Below are 18,961 nucleotides of genomic sequence, written 5' to 3'. Positions count from 1 at the left end.
TTAGTGTTTCAATTTTTTTCTTTTTCGTTTGCGTGGATCAGTGCGCAGTTCTGCTGGCAGGCTGCCCTGGTCGGTGGCAGGTTGCTTGTCGGTGGAATGGGTGTAATCGGTGGAGGTGGGTGGCTGAGTGATGTGCTGGGTGGGTAGCTGGTAAGCAGTTCGTTGTTGCGTTGGTAGCTTGGGAGTTTGAGCAGGGGGCTGTTGGAGGGTGTACTGTTCTGATTGGCGCTCCCTTACCTGGCAGCGCTGCTGGATCCGGTTGGCGCTATATTCTTTGCCAAGATCGCTGCCGTTGAATACACACTTTTTCTGGTGATCGATGTAGGTGGCGCCATAGATGACGCCCTGATCGTTCTGGCGCATCATGAGTTGGATGCCCTCTTTTTGCAAACGTTCCTGCAGCTGTTGTATGGAGGGAGTGGGTTGTTTGAGCAATGCCAGATCGATGGCGTTTTTCACGCGGCGTTTGAAGGGCTGGCGTTCCAGCTCGTTGACCGAAAATAGCTGTTGCAGATGCGCCATGGTAGGCTTGTTATAAAAATCGCTGGCAGGTATGGGTACCCCAGCCGGTTTGCCGTCTTGCCCCAATACCTGGTAGTAGAGGCCATTGCGCTGAAAGGTTCGTGAGCCTTTACCTCCCTGATGAGCAACTACATTGTAGTTTTTAAGAACAGCATTCAGTTCGGGAAGCGAAGTGAACCGGTATTGCGGTAATACCTGGTCGAGTACATTGGTAATGGCCCGTTTGGTACCTGTTTCAGGGGACTTACCATACAGCAATCTGGTGACGTTGACCGGCTTGATGTCGAAAGCCTGTTTGCGCTGGTGATCATCGGCTTTGACCAGGCCAAACTGATGCTCTACGGCACGACGCGCTTTTTCTGATTTATCGCGCCCGATATTGTGCAGCTTGATGCGCTTTCCATTGTAACGTATATTGGTGGTGACGATATGCAGGTGAGGATGGGAACTGTCATGGTGCTGGTAAACCAGGTAGGGCTGATCACCAAAGCCAAGTTTTTGCATGTAGGTTTCAGTGATGGCGCGTAGCTGGTCTTGCGGTAGATCCTTTTCCGAGGGATGGAAGTTGAGGCTTATATGTATGCTGTTTACTTTGGTCCGTTCGTTGAGCTCGGTGAGCTTTTGCAGGGTACCAAGTTTGTCAGTAAAACTGAGCCGGTCGGTGTCCTGGGCATAACCGGAAGAATGGATAAGTACCGCAGCGCGGGTTTGCTTATCAGGATCCACAACGATCTTGGTTTTATGCTCGTTGTAATTGAGAATTTTGCTCAGGGACCTGCCTGGTTTTACGATTGCAACCATGTCGTAGATATTTGAGCAATGAGTGTCTTGATGGCATCGGCTTTCAAAGCCATGATTCGGATGGCATTTTCATGCTGCGGTATCCAGTTTTTGAGATCTGGTACATTTTGCAGAACATGTAGTTTTCGCACTACCTGGTTATAATTATTGGCGATGGCGTTGAGGTCATTTTTCAGTTCAATGAGCTGGGACATCAACTCATCGAGAGACTGGTTGCGATGGAGTATTTTGATTGGCTTTTGCAGCAGCATTTTACGGGCATATTCGCTGAGGTTTCTGCAAGTGGTATTCGCTGTTCTTTCCAGTAACTTTTGGTGCTCTTCACCGGTGAAGCGGACATTGATCCGCCTGTTCATCAATACTTTGTCTGGTTTCATACGCACTATTTCATTTACACGATTCAAAATCAATTCATTAGCTGCTTTTTAAAACCGCCCCCGACTTCGGAGGGGTGGCGGCCAGATTCCGTTGGCGTCAGACAACGGTACATCTGGCCGGGCGAGGCGCAGCAGTCGGCCTCTATGTTTTGGTGATCATCCTGGCCCTGCCCCATTGGGCCCTGATCAGCAAGACTGGCAGCAGAAGCCCCGATGATCATAGCGGGGCTGGCGAAGGGAGATCATGGCTTATGCTGCATCTTGAAAGTCTTTCCCTGATGCTGGCACCAGGCATTGAGGTCATTGTACTGGGCGTATAGTTGGCGCTCATCTTTGAATTTGTGTGGATCCATCTGCAGGGCGCGTGCGGTGATCTTGTTACCGGTGTTGTCGTTGTCCAGGAAAAGATGAACCTGCTCGTATTGCTGCATGCGGGGGAATTGCTGCTCGAAAAAGGAAGCAGAATTCAGGATGAGAAAATTGGTAGTTGCGTTTTGCCCGGGATCTGTAATGGCTTTGTAGGAAAGGAAGTCAAAAAAGCCCTCGAAAACCGACAGCCGGGAAGCGCCCTGATCAATGAAGGTGCTGGCTTTGGGGGAACTGGCTGCTTTTACATATTGGTTACGCAGCTCATAACCACCCTGGTCATTGCGGAAGCCGAGGGCATAATAGTTTTTGTTGTGCAGGGAGTAATGGACCTCCTGCAAGTGTTGATGAGCCAGGGACTGGGGTATCCTGCGTTCGCGCAGGTATTTGATCAGGGGCAGCGCTTGGATAGGCTTTACCGTATTGACCTTGATGCTATCTGCACCTGTCTGCGTATTGTTGAGTGGCGCCTGGTGTTGGTGGATGGTTTTGTGGCCGGGGCCGTCCAGCGAGTGGAGGAATTCACTGACGGAGCATTTATGATAAGCTACGCCGAAATCGATCAGATTGCCCCCTTTTCCTTCTGCAAAATCATACCACCGGTTCATCGAGCGGTTCACTTTAAAAGAGGCTGTTTTTTCATCATGCAACGGAGAATGATACCACACCTGGTGGCCGGAGATCCTTTGGGGTTTGTAGCCCAGCCTGGTGAGGTAATCAACGAGGTCTAATTGTTTTGCTTCCCGGATATTCATACTACACAGTTTCAAATCAACAATTGGGTGCTGGTACGAAGCTATGAAAGCGGCCAGGGTCGGGGGCTGCCTGTCCCAATAAGGATACAGGTGAAATAACCGGCGAGTGCGGGCGACCTGTATTTTTACTGCATAATTATTTTATCACAATCAAAGAAAGTGTGTATGCTTAATCAGAAAGATGTTGCGATGGTGTATGAAATGATGCTGGCTTCTCCGGGGATGAGTGAGCATGTAAAGATTGGTTTAAACCTACCTCGAAAAGCGGTACTGGTGCTGACAAGAATTATTGAAGCTGGGATGGCTGCTAAAGGGGAAGGCGATAAAACCGGTTTGCTGGCAATGGTAGATGATCAGTTGTTGCATGATCTGGCGGAAGTCAATGGGGAACTGTTGCAGAAAGCGGGGCTAAAAGAAATGAGCGAACGGATCAATTCACTGCTTTCCAAACAGCCGTCGTGACGCCTAGTGTATTGACCTGGAAGCAGGCGAAGGAAAAAGGATACCTGCCCCGGCAGTATGACTACCTGCCGGGACAGCTTCCGGGTGGATGGCTGGTTGCCGTCCTTGATTTTAAGATGTGGGCGGACAAGGTACTGGCGATAAACGGGTATTTCACGCTTACAGTGACAGGCAAGCAGATCCAGCTGTCGGTATACCTGTCCGCAACCGGGAGTTACCGCGTTGGTAGGGGTACTGTTGATTTCTTCCGCTGCCCGGTGGGCTGCAGCTATCGTTTACTGACGGGGTTGACTGCAAGGGGCAAACTGGCCTTAAAAGACATTACGGAGATCTAGTAAGGCGGTTGTGTTTTGCCGACCAACTTCAACAGGTAGGTTTGGTACTGTTCCTTGCCGGGCGTCTCTCCCAGATAATCTGTCATCAAGCGCAGCAGCCACATGTAAATGCTATTGGTTGGCTCATCAATGTACTCGCCGATGCGATCCCTGGCAATGTTAAAGGTTTTGATCACAATCTGAAAGGCTTCCGGGAAACTGTTGGTGGCGGGCAACAGGATAAAGATGAGGGGACAGATATAACAGCCCTGCAAGTAGTTGATGGCGGTAGCATCGTGGTTGCGCAAATCAGTAATAAACTGCTGGTGGTATGCTGGTACGGGATCCTGAGACTTTTCCATGGCACATGTTTGAGTAATTAGTAGATAGCGTTGGGGATCGGATAGGCTGTTTTGATCCATCCGGTTCGATCGATCACGACCCTGATGATGGAGCTCTCCTGTCCCTGCTGGTCGCGTCCGATAATACGGCCCGTATCCAGGGTACGTTCATAGCTGGCGACCTTAACAATAGGCTGCGCGGGCTCCTGGTATGCCTGTCGGAGCAGTGCAGTAATTTCTAATAGCGGGATGGTGAATTTACTGGTCGCAACCGATCGATCAAAGGGAGCATAGTGTCGCTTCAGGATGTGTTCGAGTGCATAGGCCGTCAGGTGGTAACCGGAGGGAAAAGTCCAGGGACCTGCGGCGCTTGGTAATTGATAAATGAGGTTGCGGGAAATGTCATTGAGGCCATTACGGATCTTGGCAAAAGACATCACAGCATCGATGTACATTCTTTCGTTGAAATGCCCCGATGCAAGGGGAGGACTGATGGAGTTGTTCATGTAAAGAAGGTTTCAATTAAAAAATAAAATTGAACCCGGTTATGAACAACAGGGAAGACAGCGGATGCAGACAAAGATCATTATGATCTGCATGTAGCTAAAAGCAGGCTGGATTCCTTGTTGACAATGCCTGGCTTTCTCACGCCCAGATACTGTCAGGAATCGTCCTGCAATATAGGTTATTTCCAGCTTTGCTGTGGTTCTCGCATCCATTAACGGCCATTCGCTGATCGCAAGCTGCCGCCCCCTGAAGGGCGGCAGCTTTTTTACCCGACTTCAGAACAAAGCCAGCTGGTGGGGCTGGCCCGGTTCGGGCTGCACTTCCTCTGCGACAACTACCAATGCCTGCAGGGCAATGCGTGGCAAGTAGGTTTGCAGTGCATCGGCGGGAAATACCACATGTGTTTCGGGGATGCGTTCGGTTGGCTCCCGCAGGGGCAGCGATAACAGGGCAGCGATAAAAACAGCATCTTTCTGCAGGGCGATGTAGGCGCCTGGCTGACCGATCAGTACCAGCGCTCCGGGATAGCTGGTTTTCATCTGCTGTTGGCATCTGTGAAGAACGGCGGCGATATCATTGGTGGGCATGGTGCAAAAAAGTAGTGTGAAAGAATAAGGAGCCGGGCGGATATTCCCGGCTCAATGAATGATCAGAAAGTGTTCAGCAGGTGGGTGGCAATGCGGACCGCTTCAGGTGACAGGTGGCGTTGCCAGGCGCCTTGTGTTGGGCTCCATTTAAACGAATTTTTGCGTAACTGCTGGCGGATCTGTTCAGAAGGCTTACCGGGAAAGATCAGTTGGATACGGTTGGCGTCCTTGTTAGTCAGAAGCCGGATATCGTTGACGGTAATATCCAGTACGGGCATGGTGAACTGGTCCTGCAGGAAGGCAATTTGTCGTTGCTGGCGTTTGATCTCGGCGTTGTTATACTGAAGTTTGTAGCGGGGATAACCACAGCCATGTACCCGGTCGGGCTTGGTAAGCTCGTTCCACTGCTGTTCTGTAGCGCTGGGCAGCTGCAGGAAGGCTGTTTTATCTTTCTTGCGGATGCAACTGTTGGCATCTTTCATGAACTGCTGCCATGCCTGCAGCTCAGCCAGTTTTTGCAGCCGCTGTTCAAGGGCGGTGGGATCATCACTATAGATAGCGCTATTGTTCTGGATGGTGGTTGCTTTGTCGCTGTAATACTGTGCGGCGTCCCTTACTTTGAAAGCCTTGCCGTATTTGTTCTGTATTTTCTTTCGGTAGTTGCGGTCTCTTTGCTCCGAATGATGACCGACCATTATAGGTTGCCCCATGGGAATGTAGGACTGCATGTTGTTGGCCTGCTTGTGCAGGCTGTCGGACAACTTATTGTTTTTGTCGGCTTGGCGCTTGGCATTATCGATGCGGTGTTGTTTATGCTTTTCAAAATTGTGTCTCATAAAAAAATGTTTATTGATTGGTGAGCAGTGAATACGCCGCGATGATCTTTTTACTCATGTGCTCGGCTTCCTCGATGCGGTGCTGATTCTTGTCCGGGTGCCACTGGTTGATGAGTTCACGGAAAGCCTTTTTGATCTCGGTCTTGGTGGCAGTAGCTGCGATGCCAAGGATGGAGTAAGGGGTATCCTGCTCCTTGTTCAGTATCTGGCGGGCATCTTCGGTGCTCATGCGCTGACGGAAAGCGCTTTTCCATTTGCCGGGATGGCCGTGGCCGCCGGTGGTATCGTAGGTTTTGTAACCGTCCAAAAATCCTTTAGCCATGGTATCAGGTTTTAATCAGGTTGACTTCAAATGGTTGTTCGTTGCCCGGTAGTCCAAGGGCCTGCAGGTGTTTGCATTTCCGGTATCGTTTCCAGCCGGGGCAGCTGCAGCCCCAATGGCGGTGCTTGATGTTTTGGGATATGATGTACAGCCTGTTGGAGGTTTCGCTTTCCACGTAGAACCGGTATTGCCATTGGTTATCATCCGGCAGCGTCATGCTGCCCGAGATATAGAGTTGTAGTGTCATGATGCGGGTGTTGAATGGTTAGTAAAAAAGAAGGGTGGCCGCTTGCCGGAACTTGTTATCGGCGGGCAGTGTAGCGCTGTATTCATTGATGCAGTGCGCCGTGAACAGGGCCAGTAAGCCATCGAAAAGCTGATCGGCAAACAGGGCGCTTTTTGCAGGCATTTGCTGACGGTGTTTGCCCAGTGCTTCCTGTACCTCTTCAGCCATGGCAATCCAGTCACCGGCTCCGAGAATCGGATTGGGGTTTTGCTCAAAGGAGGCGCGCACAGCTTGGGGGTCCCTGGTGATCTGGCTGGCGTAAGTTTGAAGGGCTTCCAGAAAAGCGGGTATCTCTTCTGGGATGAGACTGCACAGCAGTTTAGCGCGCTGTACATTGTGCATGTTGCTAAGTGGTTGCATAACGTGTTTTTTAAATGGTGATGAAAAAGGGAGCGGGAGGCTTCCCGCTCCTGGGAGTTATTGAATGAATCCTTGCTGTTGGAGATTGGTAAACCAGATATCCAGGAATGCAGCCTGATCCTGTTGGAGGCTGGGGTATTCGCTTACGATGTGATGATTGTTTATAATGGCTGACTGCCGGTAGATGCCGCAATAATCCATGGCAAACAGCTGTGGAATGATGTGCAGGTTGTCTACATCATCCGGGGTGGCGCGATTGTCCACGACGATGAACGCCATGCCGGGATCGCGGAACATCATTTCACCCTGCTGGAACCAGTGGCATACATAGTAGTGTATACCGGTGCCCCATGCGGTTTGTATATCCCTTTGCGCAATGTCAATGCAAAATGGCATGACTTCAGGAGCTTCAAGGGTGAGGTGGATACCGGATCCGATCTTGTCGATCAGGTAAGCGAATACGTGTTTGGTGTTTTTCTTTATGCGTACCATAGTGGTGTTTTTTAGCGGTGCGGTAAAGTGGTGGGAAGCAGGAGTAACGGGGTTACTCCTGATCGAGCGTTTTGCGGTGGTGTGTGTGTATTGCGTGGCTGCCGTATTTGGCGCGGATCTGATCGAGCGAACCGCCTTTGCCGTAGCTTTTGAAGGCTTCGTTACGGTAGAACCATGCCTTTTTCTGGAAGGCGAACGAGTAGCCTGCTTCCTTCAGGTTATCTTTTACGGGCTTAGTCTCACCGGTTACCCATATCCAGTTGCCAACCAGTTCGATGATGATGCCGGGCAGGTGTATAATTTTATCGATCTGCTGGCGGTACTCTTCGGACAGTTTCAGTTCCTGATCAACCTGTTCATCTGTCATGCCTTTTCCTTTAGCGATAAAGGCGATGGCAAATGCGTATTCGGTGTTGATCTCCTGCATGGTGGCGGTGTCGCCTCCCCGGTCGGGGTGATGTTCTAATGCGAGTTGCTTGTAGTGTTTCTTAACTTCTTCGAGTGTGGTACATGCTGAAAAGTATTTCATAACAAAGCGCCCTGCCAACCCGGGGCGCGCGGGTGGTTTATGCGCTATGAATGAAAAAGGGAAAGTTTGCGGTTGTCGTTCTGCGGTACGGTCCGGTTAGTACCGTGCTTGCGTACGAGGTAGTGAATGGTGATATCTGCGTTGTTGATGATGGCCCACGCAGCTGTCAGGGCTTTAGACCTGTTGTTGTGCCGTTTGCGCTGGATCTCCCATGACAGGTACATGAGGCGGGATAGATGGTGTGGTTGCATAGCCAAAAAGTTTGTGGTGAGTAAATGGCGGCATCAGCGCCGCGTTCTTTCTTTTTGGCACGCAAAGCGTTTCATTGCATTACGCAGGCCGTAAGAACGGCCCGCCAGAAAAAAATACTACTGCGTCAGCGGTGGAGATTTTTTTCCAGGGATGTTCGTGGCTCGGAGTAATGCAATACGATATCTGTGAAGTTGTACAGGTGGGAGAGGTTGGAAAAGGCGTACAAGAGTGCGACGCAAGGAACGGCTAATCAGGGCCCGGACGCTGGCTACCACCATGTCTTACCCATACCGGTCTCAGGCATGAGACCATTTTTTATGAATACGGAAATCCGTAAACTTGCAGCCAGTTTTTCAGTTCGTGTACGCAGTGTTGTCAGTAACTGGGAAATATATTCCGGTGGATGGAAAAACTTTCAGCAGGAATGTGCAGGTTTTTGCTGGAAAATTCTTTAAAAGCCGCATTGCCAGCGTTTTAGCAGACATTTTAGCTATTTCCAGGCGATTGGTACGAATACTGTTATATTTTTGCATGCCAAAGCACCAGGCCATCCTGTCCAATATTGCAACTATACCATGCGATTGGAAGATAAATGATCAGTGCCGGTGCCAATAGTCCTTTAAATCTGCTGTCGTTGACCCAACCTTTGATGTCTTCAGATCCTATGTAAATCCACCCTCGGAAAGTCGTCTGTAATGCCCGACGGCCAGTAAAAACTGGTTGTGGAATAACTATGCTGTGCGCGCTGCTGATCGCATCAATGATCAGCCAGCCCGTGAGTAATATGCCTATGAAGTAAACCGGAACAGTGAAAAGGAATAGTAAAACCAAAAGGAGGTTCTGATATGAAGAAAAAGAGATTGTATGTGATCGGGAACGGTTTCGATATCCACCATGGTATCCGCTCCCGGTATGCGGATTTTGAGCAGTACCTGAAGGAAAACGATTCATGGCTGCGTCATAAGTTAGAGAAGTACCTACCAGTAGAACATCTGTGGAGTGACTTTGAAAGTGCCTTAGAGTGTTTGGACCCTGACGATGTGTTATGGGGGAACATCAACAGTTTACCCAGTTACGGTGCAGCAGACTGGAAAGATTCAGGTTACTGGGACTACCAACTGTCTGTTTCACAAGATTACGATCTGCTGACAAAAGAAATGAAAAAGCGTTTCACGGAGTGGATTCTCCAAGTAAGGCAGTTCCCAACCTGTGTACATGACCGGATGGTAAATATCGCGCGTGATGCGCAGTACCTGAATTTTAACTATACAGATACCCTGGAACGGGTATATGGTATCAAAGAAGAGAGAATAGTATACATACATGGTAAAGCCGTCGATACCAATTCCAGTCTGGTGCTGGGACATGCAAGGGATCCGAAAACCATCCCGCCCAGGAAAAAGAAAGCGCCCAAAGATGAGGATGACGATACAGGAGACTGGCGGGTTGATGAGGCCGAACGGGTCATTGATGATTATTGGAAGGAAAACTACAAACCTACCAGAAAGATCTTACAGGAACATGCGGCATTTTTTACCGGTCTAAAGGACGTAGAAGAAGTCCATGTATTGGGGCATTCCATGTCACCGGTTGATATGCCGTATTTCCGGGCTATCTCCGAATACATCAATCGGGATGTTGTACAGTGGTATGTGAGTTACTACAATTTTAATGAGCTTCAACCCAAACGGATGGCTTTCAAAGATATACGCGTAAGCCTGTCATTGGTAACCTTTGACAAGCTCCCAGCCTTATACAGCCCGCAATTGTTGCTTTTTAATGAGGTTGCTACCAGAATGGTCCTTCAGCCGGAAGAAGCCACTATTGTTTAACCCATCAACTTACAACCCATCATGAGTACAATTATCACACCCGAGCAGGTTGAGGCCCTGCTTACTACCACGCGGATGCTGATGAATCATGTTTATTACGTTCAGCAGCCATTTAACCTAATTCCTGCCAAGGATCACTACGGAGCGTGTATCAATTACAGCGATCTGATGGAATCCCGTATGGAGTTCTGCGAAGAACTGCTGAATACCATCAATGAGTGGGTCTATAGTGAACAAAGGGCCCAGGAGATCATCAATAGTTTCCTTAGTGAGGATCGATCACAACGCAATGCCTGGAACAAGTTTACGCAATATGCAATGAAGAAGTTCAGGCCGCGTGACGGCCGGGATATCACACTGCAGGGGCAGTTTGGGGAACTACTGTTGTTTAATTTCATCCAGCACTTCTTCAGAGCTGTTCCGCTACTGCGTAAAATGCCTATTGCCCTGACACCGGCAATGGAAAGATTGGGTGCGGATGCCATCCATTACAAGCAGCAAGCCGAGAAGCACCTGTTTTTCCTGGGTGAGGCGAAGACCTATACGGCCGAATACCGGTTTGCTGCAGCGTTTGAAGATGCATTGCAAAGTATCCTGAAAACATACTATAAACATCGCACTGAACTGGGTAGCTACCTGTACGATGATTTTATAGATCCGGCACTGCAGGAAGTGGCCAGGGGATACATCAATAACACTATAGCCGAAAAGGAGGTACACCTGGTATCGATCATTGTGTACCACGAGACCAAGCAGATTACTAAGAATAGTGAGGCGGAGATCAAACAGCAGATCATGCAGGTGATTGAAGAGCGCGGTCAGCGGCTGGAACGTGAACTGTTCAACAAAATCCCTGAAGGCATGCACCCGCGGTTTCATTACATCATACTGCCGGTGTGGGATTTGGACGATTTGCTAAAAACACACTTTGAACCCAAAATAGGCAGGCAATGATTGCAAATGAAATACTAGCCAGGTTATTACAATTTGAGTTGAAGATACAGGCCATCCGGTTGCAGTTCCTTGAAGGTGACGTTCAGGAAAAACTGGATGAGGACTTTCTGATGGAAATCCTGGTGGTGATAAATGAACTTTCGTTGAAGAAAGATGAGCCTTCGCAACGTCTGCTGATTGGCATTGCAGCCCTGTTGTGGAATTATAAAGATCCTGCCTGGGATGGGCTCAGGGACCATCTGTTATTACTGCTGTCGCGGGCTGGTTTTGGGCCTTCTACCATCATGCTGGACAGAGAATATAGCCGGCAAGAGAAAACTTATTCCTTTGGCACCGGCCTGATGAACAGCTATGCGGTAGGGCTGGCACAAGCAAGAAACGAGATATTCGTTGGAGGGGTGCGCTTCATGCTGACGGATTTTCAGAAGGAGTTGTGGGATTCACTGCGTGACGGACGGCTGGTGGGTATATCAGCTCCCACGTCTGCAGGTAAGTCATTCCTGATTCTACTCAAAGCTATCGAGCAGATCCTGGAAGATTATGGGACGGTAGTATACATTGTGCCAACGTTGTCCCTTGTCAATCAGGTGGTGGGAGATTTTCGTAAGATGTTGAATCAATTTGGTTTACAGGATTACTCAATAGAAACATCCTACAATCCTGCCCACCATACCTTAAAGACAATTTACGTCCTTACCCAAGAGAGAGCCATTGCGGCATTTTCACTACCGGAGGTACCATTCGGAGAAGTACGCATGCTGGTGGTTGATGAGATCCAGAATGTGGAGCGGGTGGGTAACCCCGATGAATTGCGTGCAAAGGTGCTTTATGATATGATGGTAGAATTCCGCAACCGTGTGGAAGTAGACCTGATCATCGTCTCAGGTCCGCGTATTGTTAAAATAGATGAACTCAGTACAAACATCTTCGGAAAGAATGCTGTCAAGAAGGAAACCAAGGCGTCACCAGTACTCAACCTTACTTACAGCGTTCACCGCAAGGGTGAGCAATATTACTTTAAAGTTTTCTGTGATTTACTTAAAGCACCCCTGGAAGTGAAGATTGCAGAAACTGAAAGGATTAAAGGGTACGGCCAGGTGCAATACCGGGATGGATACCTGAACTATCTTAAAGGTTTTGCTGAGAACCTGGATGATGAATGTGTATTGATCTTCTCTCCAACACCTGATACTTGTATTACGATCACCGACCACCTGAAGCAGTCTGCACCGGACCAGGATAAAGAATACCTCAATGGCCTGGCTGCGTATATAGCAGATACCGTTCACCCGGATTATGGCTTACCCGAGGTGATCAGGAAAGGGATTACCTACCATCACGCCCGATTACCGTCTCATGTCAGGCGGGTAGTTGAGCATGCAGTAAAAGAGGGCGCGATAAAGGTGGTGGTAGCGACTACCACGCTGTTGCAAGGGGTGAATCTGCCGGTACAGAACATCATCATACGTAATCCCAACCTGAACCAGAAGAAGAAAAATCAACAAAGTTCGCGGTTGTCAAATTACGAGCTGGCTAATCTTAGAGGAAGGGCTGGCAGGCTGCTGCAGGATTTCATCGGGCGTACCTTTATTATGGATGAAGAAAGTTTCCAGGAAAGCAAAGCACAGCAGTTGGATTTGTTCAAGGATACGGAAAAAGAGTTGCAGGTAGGATATGGGAAAAAGTACAACGAATTCAAAAGGGATATCACCAGTGACCTGAAAGCTGGCAGAGGTCTTACTGAAGAAAATGCCGAGTACAGCTACGTTACTACCTATATCCGTCAAACGGTGCTGAAGCACGGCCTGAGAGCCCAGGTACCTCTTAATAGTGTGGGCATTCAACTGACAGATAGAGAACTCAATGATATTATTGCCGGATTGAATAGTATAGAATTGGACCGTGATCTGTGTGCGCGTAACCGCTATTGGGATCCGCTGGACCTTGAAAGGATGCGTACTTTAAGGTTGCCAGTAACACTACCTACCAAGCCGGGCGACTTCGACAATGCGGCGAGGCTGAAAGCGTTGCTACAGTTTATGGAGCAGTATTTTCCTGCCTATTATAAGAGACATTTTAAGGTGGAACAATCCGGCGAAAGAGATATTCTGATTTCAATCTGTATCCTGGCGGATAAATGGGCAAACGAAAAGCAGATCAGGGAGATCCTGGCCACCTCATTTTATAGCGGTAACACGAAAAGGATCAATGCCGCGATCAAGCACATGGAGAAAAATATTGCACAAGGGATGGCCTTGCTGTTTAAACCGCTTTATGATGTAAAAGCAGGCGACAGCATGTATCCTCGATTTTTGGAAGTAGGTGCCTATAAGCCGCTGACCCGGCGATTGATCGACTTGAACATTCCCCGGGAAACGGCTATTTACCTGGGATCCTTGCTACGTAATATCAACAATGACACCTCTCGCAATGAGCTAATAAAAGAGATACGCCGTATCCGAAAGGAGTTGCCATATTGGTACCAGGTTCAGTTGGATAACATTTAGGCTACCGGCAATACCATCAGCCATTGAAGGGAGATTCAACAGTCAAACAAAAAAAGGTGATTTCACCCTTCATGGCTGATGCCGGTACCATTAATATTGTAGCAGCACAAGTCATTTTGCATACCATTACTGACAATAAAGCCTTATTATGAAAATCAAGCACCTGCTATTCCTTCTGCTGTTACCTGCGACTACCTTTTGCCAGGATATTTCAGTTGGCGTAACACCCAATCCCCTTGTGGGCCGTAAATATGCGGGCGAAAAATTGATCGTTCAAATTGATGTAGAATTAAAACTGACGCCTAATTCGGTGCCATCGAATGGAGGGTTGACTATTCCATTTTCTGCTTCACTTGCCTATCGGGACGTTCCAACTAATCTCCAGCTTGTTAATGATTCTGCGCGAATCGTGTTACAATGGACACCGGCAGCAGTCACGTTCGATTCTGGCGTTGCTTCAAAGTCGGCCCGTGTGAGTATCATCATTCCTGCCGGCGTGGTTATCGATGTAAATAAGGCCATGACGTTACAGATTTATTTAAGTAACAGCTTGGTAGCACAAAAGATGATAAATATAGAGCCCGCAAATGATGTGATATATTCAGCTGATCAATACGTGAACAGCCCTACTGTTGTGCTAGATGAGGTGGTCAAGGTTGAATCAACCAATAACCTGCTGACTATTTCGGGATTTCGGAACGGAGGCTTTACCAAGCGCCAGGTATTGTTGAGAAAAAATCAGGTGTTGGCTATTCATGATTGGAGTTACATGTTTGGCTCAGGGTATCTTAGTAGTAGCCCCCTGTCGCTGGTTACTGTTCCCTTTAAAATCAGGCCAAGGGCCGAGGTTACCCTTAATAAAAACAGTGCGCCCGTGGATACGACATTTTCTGCTTCTGCGATGTCTGGTATTACCAATATTGGTGTCAATATAGATATCTTTAAATGGACTTTGGATCGCTACTTTTCCAGCGGTAAAAAGTCAACCCACAAATTTGGTGGAGGCGTGATCATAACACCAGGCGTTGAAGAGCTTGGTGCAACCGTTGTAAAAGATAACTCGTTAACAGGGGATAAAAAATCAAAGCAATTTTATGTTTCCATTGGCCTTTCTGGCTTTTATTCGTATAACGGTATAACGTTCTTTATTGTCCCGGCAGCGATTGATTGGGCACCCAGTTCCATCGGCAAACAATGGATCTACAATAAGAAGTATTGGTGGGGATTCGGGATTGGCATAAACCCTACCACCATTAGCCAGCTGTTCAACAAACCGTGATGGGCTAGATCAAATACAATTCCGTATTGCTGATACCGGTTATCATCAACTACCGGGCGTGCATTTTCCGCCACGCAGGATGCGGATGGAAACAATATTACGAGCGGTAAAAACTGAAATGGTATGATAACCAGTATCATGCAGCAAGGATCGATTTCATTAATAAAAAAATATTTTGCCCGCCACCGCTTAGGTGTGTACCTTAAAGGATAGCAAGTTTAGGGCAATCCTCTCCATTCCATGAATTTACTCAGTTGTTATGTAAAATCTCAGCAAAGGGAACACCTGGTTGACCTGGTACAGCGGTATTCAGGTTGTGGTTCGGTGATCCACAATGCCGCGGTACCAGCTGCACCAGAGACTGTACTGGCTGCTGTCAACAGCCCGCCGTCCAGCTATACCATTAATCGCTATGCAGAGTGGACAGTCATCGAAGTAAATAGCTTCATGCACCTGCATGATCTGGGAAAGCTACTATCTAAGCAATTGCAAACAATATTTTTGCAAGCCTTCTATTGTGTAGTTGTGGAATATGCCTACCTCTTACTGTATGAAAATGGCACGCTGATCCGTGAGATCGAGGCGAAGGGTTGTAAGGAGATTCCGGATAGGAATTTCGGGCAATGCCTGCCCTTTGAACAAGGAGAAGGAATGGCCTTTTTTGACCTGGACATGATCGCGGACTACTGCCAGCAATTGGGCATTGATATCAGTAATCAGTTTGCTGAACGTACGTGTACGGTAGTGCAGGACACGCTACCTGCTGCTACAAGCCGGTTGGATCATGAAAAAGACATGCTGCATCTAATATACCCAGTTAGGTGATCCCTCATTGCAGCTGAGCAAGTAATACTTGGTGTTCCCCTTTTATATGAAATGTTAAAACTTGCTGGCTACCATGTCAGGATTAAAATTCCCTTAATTCAATTATGTATAACCGATTGTCTTTCTTTTAGAAAGCCCTGACCTCGTAATATGTTCCTTTGATCAGGATGATGGAAATGCAGCGATAGTTAATTAAATTCGGTTACAGAAAGACGAAACCTTGATCATACCCCCTGAAGATGATTCGACTATAGAAGGATCGAGCAATCATCCATTACAATAACCCAAGCCTATGATAAGAGTATTATCGTCTGAAGGTGTTATTCACTTCAGGGAACATGATCAGACTACTGCCCCAATAAGGCCGGATTCCTATATCCCAGGCGCCATCGCATACGATGCGGATCTGCCAGGTGGACAATATTTTTACCAAACGTATGTACATAAGCATTATACAATATTCAAGAGTACCTTGATGCCTGCGCGGGATACCACGTTGCGTGTCGAGTATCCAGCGCCATTTTTGGGTTTCCGGATAATGGTAGAAAATAATCTGCGCTACCGGCTCAATGAGAAGCAATATTACCTGATGCAAGGCCAGGTGAATTTTATAGTGGCACCCAATGTAGAGAGCGAACTGTACTTGTCGAAGGGGCAGGTATATCAGGTATTCGATTTGCAAATCGATGCACAACTATTGCAACGACTGAGCAATAATGATGAGATCAACCAGCTACTTAACAAGGTAGGTGATTCACAAACCTGGTCCTTGCAGGATGGTCCTGGTTTCGCCAGTGCCAGGGCGTTGGACTGTATGACAGATCTGGTAGATAATCCCGGCAATGAAACGTACGCCATAGATCTCATAGAACAAGTCATTGAGGCAAGGACAATGAAACGGCAGCACCGTCAGGTCACAGAACGCCAGGTTGAAAGCCTGTTCAGGGTAAGAGCGCTGATCAAGGAACAAATTGTGCTTAAACAGCACCTGCGTGACTGGGCCCGGATAGCTGGCATGAATATCACCTATTTTAAAGAAATGTTCAAAGCGGTATTTGGTATCACACCCTACCATTATCTCCTGTACGAGCGGATCCGCGAAGCCAAACGAGTAATGAAGTTTTACCCGCACCTGACACTCTCCGAGGTGGCGACGGCCTGTGGTTTTTCTAATTACAACAACATGAGGCGCGCTTTTGTGGTCATGGAAACGATGACACTTTCCAAGTGGCAACGGTTGTCTGACATTACAGGCATTGTAATGTTGTTAGAATTATTCCAGTAGCAAATAAGAAATAAAAAGCAGCAATTAAGCAATTATACCCTGGTATTGAGACATGATTGTGGGCGTTCACCTATATTTGCTTCGATGGAATTGCCATAAAGTAGAAGTATAAAGATTCCGCGAGTTCAGCGAGGCAACAATCGACATTCCAGTTTTCCTCTCAAAAGATTTTCCAAAGGAACAAAATGGGCCTGGGGCCTTTAACATCACAAAACAGGTGTTGCTATGACAGTGACTAAGCAGCTGCTGCATGATGGCATGCAGGTAATACTGGTAGGGTTCTTCGGGTATGAAGCTATGGATAAGCTGTTGAGCTATGCAGCGTTTGCGTCGTGGTGCAGGGTATTGCCTTACATCGGTCGTTGGGCGCCATTAACTGCTTTTTGCGTGGTAGTGGTGGAGATCCTGATCATCCTGCTGGTTTTGTTGGGCAGATCACGGTTGGGTATATTACTGGCGCTGTTCAGTATCCTGCTCTTTACCAGTTATCAATGTGTCGCGTTGCTGAATAACTGGTTTTACCTGCCCTTCCATCCTTACTGGGAAGGAATGACCTGGCTCAGCAAGGTGCTGCTGGTGCTCGGCTTGGGCTGGGGTTGCTGGTGGTGGATCAACATGAGCTATGCTGGCCAAAGTAAAAATCATGATAAACCGCATTAGGCCGGTGGACCTGCGACCGGTCTGATAAGCAGGCAGGGGAATGCTGATGCCCCTTCATTACAAGTAGGCATAAAAAACCAAGTGAACATGAAACGTAAATTAGGATGGTTGACGGCTGTTGCCCTCGTGGCTGCAACAACCACTGCCCTGGCCGGGCACAAAAAGTTTGTGAACAGCAATGTGTATGCTGATATCAGTGGCACTAAGGTGCTGGTTGCAAACTCCACCTCGATGCCAGGATTGAAAACCACGGGCACCAATCAGACAAGGATCGTATCGAGCATTAACGGTACGACCAACTACAACCTGTTTACCCATGATGGGTCAACTTACATCCCGGTGTATACCAACGGATTCTAAGTAACTACAGGTTTTAACATGGGACCAGCCTCTCCCAAAGGGAGGCTGGTTTTTTAGATCATGGAAACAAATGGGATCCAGGTGCATTGCTAAGGACCCGGATGATTTGCACATCGTTTCGGCAGGTATAAAGGGTGTTTAAACGGGAAGTAACAAAGCGGTAAGAGCGTATTTTGTAAAGTATCGATAAAACATCCTGGCTATGATATTTTTAAAAAGAGCGTTGATTCCAAGTGTGCTCATTTGCGTATCACTTGTGTCCTTTGCGCAAACGCCTGTAAAGTACCTTAGTTTTAATAAGTTGGACTTGATGCTATATGCTTGGCATGGTAATAAGGTGGCTATCCTGTCCAGGAAACAAGATCTCGATAAAAATACAATGGGAAAGTGGCTGAAGGTGATGGATAGTGTCTATAGTTTTTACCAACGATGCACTGGCAAAACGCCCTCGATAATTCCCCAGTATTATATCAACGGTCACTCGACCATTGCGGATGTTTCCAATACCTGCGGTGCGGGATGTGGTTATCTCGGCTTTACAGGAATCGAATTACTCAATTCTTTTTTTGACGATTATTATAATGCAATACACCACAATAACGAATATAGACAAGAACTGTTTTATGAGTTCGGCCGTAACTTTTGGTTTTACACAGATCAGATAGCGTATAAAAAGGATGATCCCGTTACAACAGGGTATGCCGTATTTATGCGTTTCCTGGCAATGGAATCTACAGGAGTTAATGGTGCTCCCTTTGGCAATTGGACATTCAAGGTGTTTCAGGAGAAAGTGGTAGGTCTTATAGACAAGTATATGAAGTCCCCTGCGCTTACGTGGCAAAATACGCTTGGAATAAATAAGGGTGTACCTGATTCTGAACTCGGAGCAACGGATCTATTTGCATCCTTCTGTTTTAGGCTACGGCGTGATTATGGCGGCAATACCTTTGTTACTAAACTATGGAAAAGTGTAAGCAAAAGGCCGGTTGCAAAGTCCACTCAGGATGCAGTTGATAATTTCTTTCTGGCTTCTTGCGAAGCAACCAATAGAAATCTGTCAAGGGTATTTCAATCCTGGAAATGGCCGCTTTCCAAAACTGCCCTCGCTGAATCCTCAAAATTCAAAGGAGCGGCCCATTGAAAAAGGTCA

General features: G+C 47.6%; 24 protein-coding genes. 11 read left to right on the top strand and 13 right to left on the bottom strand.

Features of this window, described 5'->3' with window-relative positions:
• From P2W70_RS27530 to P2W70_RS27520, 3 genes are all read right to left on the bottom strand, one after another.
• The gene (locus tag P2W70_RS27530) at positions 1–1,323 is read right to left on the bottom strand and encodes a relaxase/mobilization nuclease domain-containing protein (protein ID WP_276484780.1); all 1,323 of its coding nucleotides are present in this window, start codon (positions 1,321–1,323) and stop codon (positions 1–3) included.
• Positions 1,308–1,700, bottom strand: coding sequence for a plasmid mobilization protein (locus tag P2W70_RS27525; protein WP_276484779.1), 393 nt, complete (start codon positions 1,698–1,700; stop codon positions 1,308–1,310). The genes P2W70_RS27530 and P2W70_RS27525 overlap by 16 nt, the downstream gene beginning before the upstream one ends.
• 242 nt (positions 1,701–1,942) lie before the next feature.
• A complete protein-coding gene (locus P2W70_RS27520) occupies positions 1,943–2,821 on the bottom strand; it encodes a toprim domain-containing protein (protein ID WP_276484777.1) in 879 nt (292 codons plus the stop codon).
• Positions 2,822–2,986: 165 nt separating this feature from the next.
• Between P2W70_RS27520 and P2W70_RS27515 the strand changes: the two genes are divergently transcribed.
• Positions 2,987–3,283, top strand: a complete 297-nt coding sequence (locus P2W70_RS27515; protein WP_276484776.1) for a hypothetical protein — start codon at positions 2,987–2,989, stop codon at positions 3,281–3,283.
• Complete coding sequence (locus tag P2W70_RS27510) at positions 3,280–3,618, top strand: hypothetical protein (protein WP_276484775.1); 339 nt, start codon at positions 3,280–3,282, stop codon at positions 3,616–3,618. Before P2W70_RS27515 ends, P2W70_RS27510 begins: the two co-directional genes overlap by 4 nt.
• Here P2W70_RS27510 and P2W70_RS27505 read toward each other — a convergent pair.
• The 10 genes from P2W70_RS27505 to P2W70_RS27460 all read right to left on the bottom strand — a co-directional run bounded on the left by P2W70_RS27505 (position 3,615) and on the right by P2W70_RS27460 (position 8,108).
• Positions 3,615–3,959, bottom strand: a complete 345-nt coding sequence (locus P2W70_RS27505; RefSeq protein ID WP_276484774.1) for a hypothetical protein — start codon at positions 3,957–3,959, stop codon at positions 3,615–3,617. The genes P2W70_RS27510 and P2W70_RS27505 overlap by 4 nt on opposite strands.
• 17 nt (positions 3,960–3,976) lie before the next feature.
• Positions 3,977–4,444, bottom strand: coding sequence for a hypothetical protein (locus P2W70_RS27500; protein ID WP_276484773.1), 468 nt, complete (start codon positions 4,442–4,444; stop codon positions 3,977–3,979).
• A gap of 276 nt (positions 4,445–4,720) precedes the next feature.
• On the bottom strand, positions 4,721–4,984 hold the full coding sequence (locus tag P2W70_RS27495) for a hypothetical protein (RefSeq protein WP_276484772.1): 264 nt from the start codon (positions 4,982–4,984) through the stop codon (positions 4,721–4,723).
• A gap of 110 nt (positions 4,985–5,094) precedes the next feature.
• A complete protein-coding gene (locus P2W70_RS27490; RefSeq protein WP_276484771.1) occupies positions 5,095–5,868 on the bottom strand; it encodes a DUF3560 domain-containing protein in 774 nt (257 codons plus the stop codon).
• 10 nt (positions 5,869–5,878) lie between these two features.
• Positions 5,879–6,190, bottom strand: a complete 312-nt coding sequence (locus P2W70_RS27485) for a J domain-containing protein (RefSeq protein WP_276484770.1) — start codon at positions 6,188–6,190, stop codon at positions 5,879–5,881.
• Between the two features lie 4 nt (positions 6,191–6,194).
• Entirely contained in the window at positions 6,195–6,437 is a 243-nt protein-coding gene (locus P2W70_RS27480) for a hypothetical protein (RefSeq protein WP_276484769.1), read from the bottom strand.
• Between the two features lie 18 nt (positions 6,438–6,455).
• Complete coding sequence (locus tag P2W70_RS27475; protein ID WP_276484768.1) at positions 6,456–6,836, bottom strand: hypothetical protein; 381 nt, start codon at positions 6,834–6,836, stop codon at positions 6,456–6,458.
• Positions 6,837–6,893: 57 nt separating this feature from the next.
• The gene (locus tag P2W70_RS27470) at positions 6,894–7,328 is read right to left on the bottom strand and encodes a DUF6908 domain-containing protein (RefSeq protein ID WP_276484767.1); all 435 of its coding nucleotides are present in this window, start codon (positions 7,326–7,328) and stop codon (positions 6,894–6,896) included.
• 52 nt (positions 7,329–7,380) lie between these two features.
• A complete protein-coding gene (locus tag P2W70_RS27465; protein WP_276484766.1) occupies positions 7,381–7,857 on the bottom strand; it encodes a hypothetical protein in 477 nt (158 codons plus the stop codon).
• Positions 7,858–7,901: 44 nt separating this feature from the next.
• Positions 7,902–8,108, bottom strand: a complete 207-nt coding sequence (locus P2W70_RS27460; protein ID WP_276484765.1) for a hypothetical protein — start codon at positions 8,106–8,108, stop codon at positions 7,902–7,904.
• Between the two features lie 846 nt (positions 8,109–8,954).
• On the opposite strand from P2W70_RS27460, the gene P2W70_RS27455 reads away from it, so the two are divergent.
• The 9 genes from P2W70_RS27455 to P2W70_RS27415 all read left to right on the top strand — a co-directional run bounded on the left by P2W70_RS27455 (position 8,955) and on the right by P2W70_RS27415 (position 18,952).
• Positions 8,955–9,941 carry a bacteriophage abortive infection AbiH family protein gene (locus P2W70_RS27455; protein WP_276484764.1) on the top strand — a complete coding sequence of 329 codons (987 nt, stop codon included), beginning with the start codon at positions 8,955–8,957 and terminating at the stop codon, positions 9,939–9,941.
• 21 nt (positions 9,942–9,962) lie between these two features.
• Positions 9,963–10,895 carry a HamA C-terminal domain-containing protein gene (locus P2W70_RS27450; RefSeq protein ID WP_276484763.1) on the top strand — a complete coding sequence of 311 codons (933 nt, stop codon included), beginning with the start codon at positions 9,963–9,965 and terminating at the stop codon, positions 10,893–10,895.
• A complete protein-coding gene (locus P2W70_RS27445) occupies positions 10,892–13,402 on the top strand; it encodes a DEAD/DEAH box helicase (RefSeq protein ID WP_276484762.1) in 2,511 nt (836 codons plus the stop codon). The genes P2W70_RS27450 and P2W70_RS27445 overlap by 4 nt, the downstream gene beginning before the upstream one ends.
• 148 nt (positions 13,403–13,550) lie before the next feature.
• Positions 13,551–14,681, top strand: coding sequence for a hypothetical protein (locus tag P2W70_RS27440; protein WP_276484761.1), 1,131 nt, complete (start codon positions 13,551–13,553; stop codon positions 14,679–14,681).
• A gap of 240 nt (positions 14,682–14,921) precedes the next feature.
• Positions 14,922–15,506, top strand: a complete 585-nt coding sequence (locus P2W70_RS27435; protein ID WP_276484760.1) for a hypothetical protein — start codon at positions 14,922–14,924, stop codon at positions 15,504–15,506.
• 292 nt (positions 15,507–15,798) lie between these two features.
• Positions 15,799–16,791, top strand: a complete 993-nt coding sequence (locus P2W70_RS27430; RefSeq protein WP_276484759.1) for a helix-turn-helix transcriptional regulator — start codon at positions 15,799–15,801, stop codon at positions 16,789–16,791.
• A 225-nt stretch (positions 16,792–17,016) separates the two neighbouring features.
• Positions 17,017–17,451 carry a MauE/DoxX family redox-associated membrane protein gene (locus P2W70_RS27425; RefSeq protein ID WP_276484758.1) on the top strand — a complete coding sequence of 145 codons (435 nt, stop codon included), beginning with the start codon at positions 17,017–17,019 and terminating at the stop codon, positions 17,449–17,451.
• Positions 17,452–17,538: 87 nt separating this feature from the next.
• Positions 17,539–17,811, top strand: a complete 273-nt coding sequence (locus tag P2W70_RS27420) for a hypothetical protein (protein ID WP_276484757.1) — start codon at positions 17,539–17,541, stop codon at positions 17,809–17,811.
• Between the two features lie 202 nt (positions 17,812–18,013).
• The gene (locus P2W70_RS27415; RefSeq protein WP_276484756.1) at positions 18,014–18,952 is read left to right on the top strand and encodes a hypothetical protein; all 939 of its coding nucleotides are present in this window, start codon (positions 18,014–18,016) and stop codon (positions 18,950–18,952) included.
• Positions 18,953–18,961: the final 9 nt, after the last annotated feature.

The sequence above is a fragment of the Paraflavitalea pollutisoli genome, assembly GCF_029360705.1.
In the GTDB taxonomy this organism is placed as follows: Bacteria; Bacteroidota; Bacteroidia; order Chitinophagales; family Chitinophagaceae; genus Paraflavitalea; species Paraflavitalea pollutisoli.
The sequence above is the reverse complement of the archived record's forward strand: the minus strand, read 5'-3'. Positions and strand labels throughout refer to the sequence as shown.

Excerpts from the sequence above, each read along its gene's own strand:
- P2W70_RS27465 (WP_276484766.1), bottom strand. The coding sequence starts at position 7,857 with ATGAAATACTTTTCAGCATGTACCACACTCGAAGAAGTTAAGAAACAC.
- P2W70_RS27485 (WP_276484770.1), bottom strand. The coding sequence starts at position 6,190 with ATGGCTAAAGGATTTTTGGACGGTTACAAAACCTACGATACCACCGGC.
- P2W70_RS27430 (WP_276484759.1), top strand. The coding sequence starts at position 15,799 with ATGATAAGAGTATTATCGTCTGAAGGTGTTATTCACTTCAGGGAACAT.
- P2W70_RS27460 (WP_276484765.1), bottom strand. The coding sequence starts at position 8,108 with ATGCAACCACACCATCTATCCCGCCTCATGTACCTGTCATGGGAGATC.
- P2W70_RS27475 (WP_276484768.1), bottom strand. The coding sequence starts at position 6,836 with ATGCAACCACTTAGCAACATGCACAATGTACAGCGCGCTAAACTGCTG.
- P2W70_RS27530 (WP_276484780.1), bottom strand. The coding sequence starts at position 1,323 with ATGGTTGCAATCGTAAAACCAGGCAGGTCCCTGAGCAAAATTCTCAAT.
- P2W70_RS27480 (WP_276484769.1), bottom strand. The coding sequence starts at position 6,437 with ATGACACTACAACTCTATATCTCGGGCAGCATGACGCTGCCGGATGAT.
- P2W70_RS27455 (WP_276484764.1), top strand. The coding sequence starts at position 8,955 with ATGAAGAAAAAGAGATTGTATGTGATCGGGAACGGTTTCGATATCCAC.
- P2W70_RS27415 (WP_276484756.1), top strand. The coding sequence starts at position 18,014 with ATGATATTTTTAAAAAGAGCGTTGATTCCAAGTGTGCTCATTTGCGTA.
- P2W70_RS27470 (WP_276484767.1), bottom strand. The coding sequence starts at position 7,328 with ATGGTACGCATAAAGAAAAACACCAAACACGTATTCGCTTACCTGATC.
- P2W70_RS27440 (WP_276484761.1), top strand. The coding sequence starts at position 13,551 with ATGAAAATCAAGCACCTGCTATTCCTTCTGCTGTTACCTGCGACTACC.
- P2W70_RS27435 (WP_276484760.1), top strand. The coding sequence starts at position 14,922 with ATGAATTTACTCAGTTGTTATGTAAAATCTCAGCAAAGGGAACACCTG.
- P2W70_RS27495 (WP_276484772.1), bottom strand. The coding sequence starts at position 4,984 with ATGAAAACCAGCTATCCCGGAGCGCTGGTACTGATCGGTCAGCCAGGC.
- P2W70_RS27505 (WP_276484774.1), bottom strand. The coding sequence starts at position 3,959 with ATGGAAAAGTCTCAGGATCCCGTACCAGCATACCACCAGCAGTTTATT.
- P2W70_RS27450 (WP_276484763.1), top strand. The coding sequence starts at position 9,963 with ATGAGTACAATTATCACACCCGAGCAGGTTGAGGCCCTGCTTACTACC.
- P2W70_RS27520 (WP_276484777.1), bottom strand. The coding sequence starts at position 2,821 with ATGAATATCCGGGAAGCAAAACAATTAGACCTCGTTGATTACCTCACC.
- P2W70_RS27490 (WP_276484771.1), bottom strand. The coding sequence starts at position 5,868 with ATGAGACACAATTTTGAAAAGCATAAACAACACCGCATCGATAATGCC.
- P2W70_RS27515 (WP_276484776.1), top strand. The coding sequence starts at position 2,987 with ATGCTTAATCAGAAAGATGTTGCGATGGTGTATGAAATGATGCTGGCT.
- P2W70_RS27525 (WP_276484779.1), bottom strand. The coding sequence starts at position 1,700 with ATGAAACCAGACAAAGTATTGATGAACAGGCGGATCAATGTCCGCTTC.
- P2W70_RS27425 (WP_276484758.1), top strand. The coding sequence starts at position 17,017 with ATGACAGTGACTAAGCAGCTGCTGCATGATGGCATGCAGGTAATACTG.
- P2W70_RS27500 (WP_276484773.1), bottom strand. The coding sequence starts at position 4,444 with ATGAACAACTCCATCAGTCCTCCCCTTGCATCGGGGCATTTCAACGAA.
- P2W70_RS27420 (WP_276484757.1), top strand. The coding sequence starts at position 17,539 with ATGAAACGTAAATTAGGATGGTTGACGGCTGTTGCCCTCGTGGCTGCA.
- P2W70_RS27445 (WP_276484762.1), top strand. The coding sequence starts at position 10,892 with ATGATTGCAAATGAAATACTAGCCAGGTTATTACAATTTGAGTTGAAG.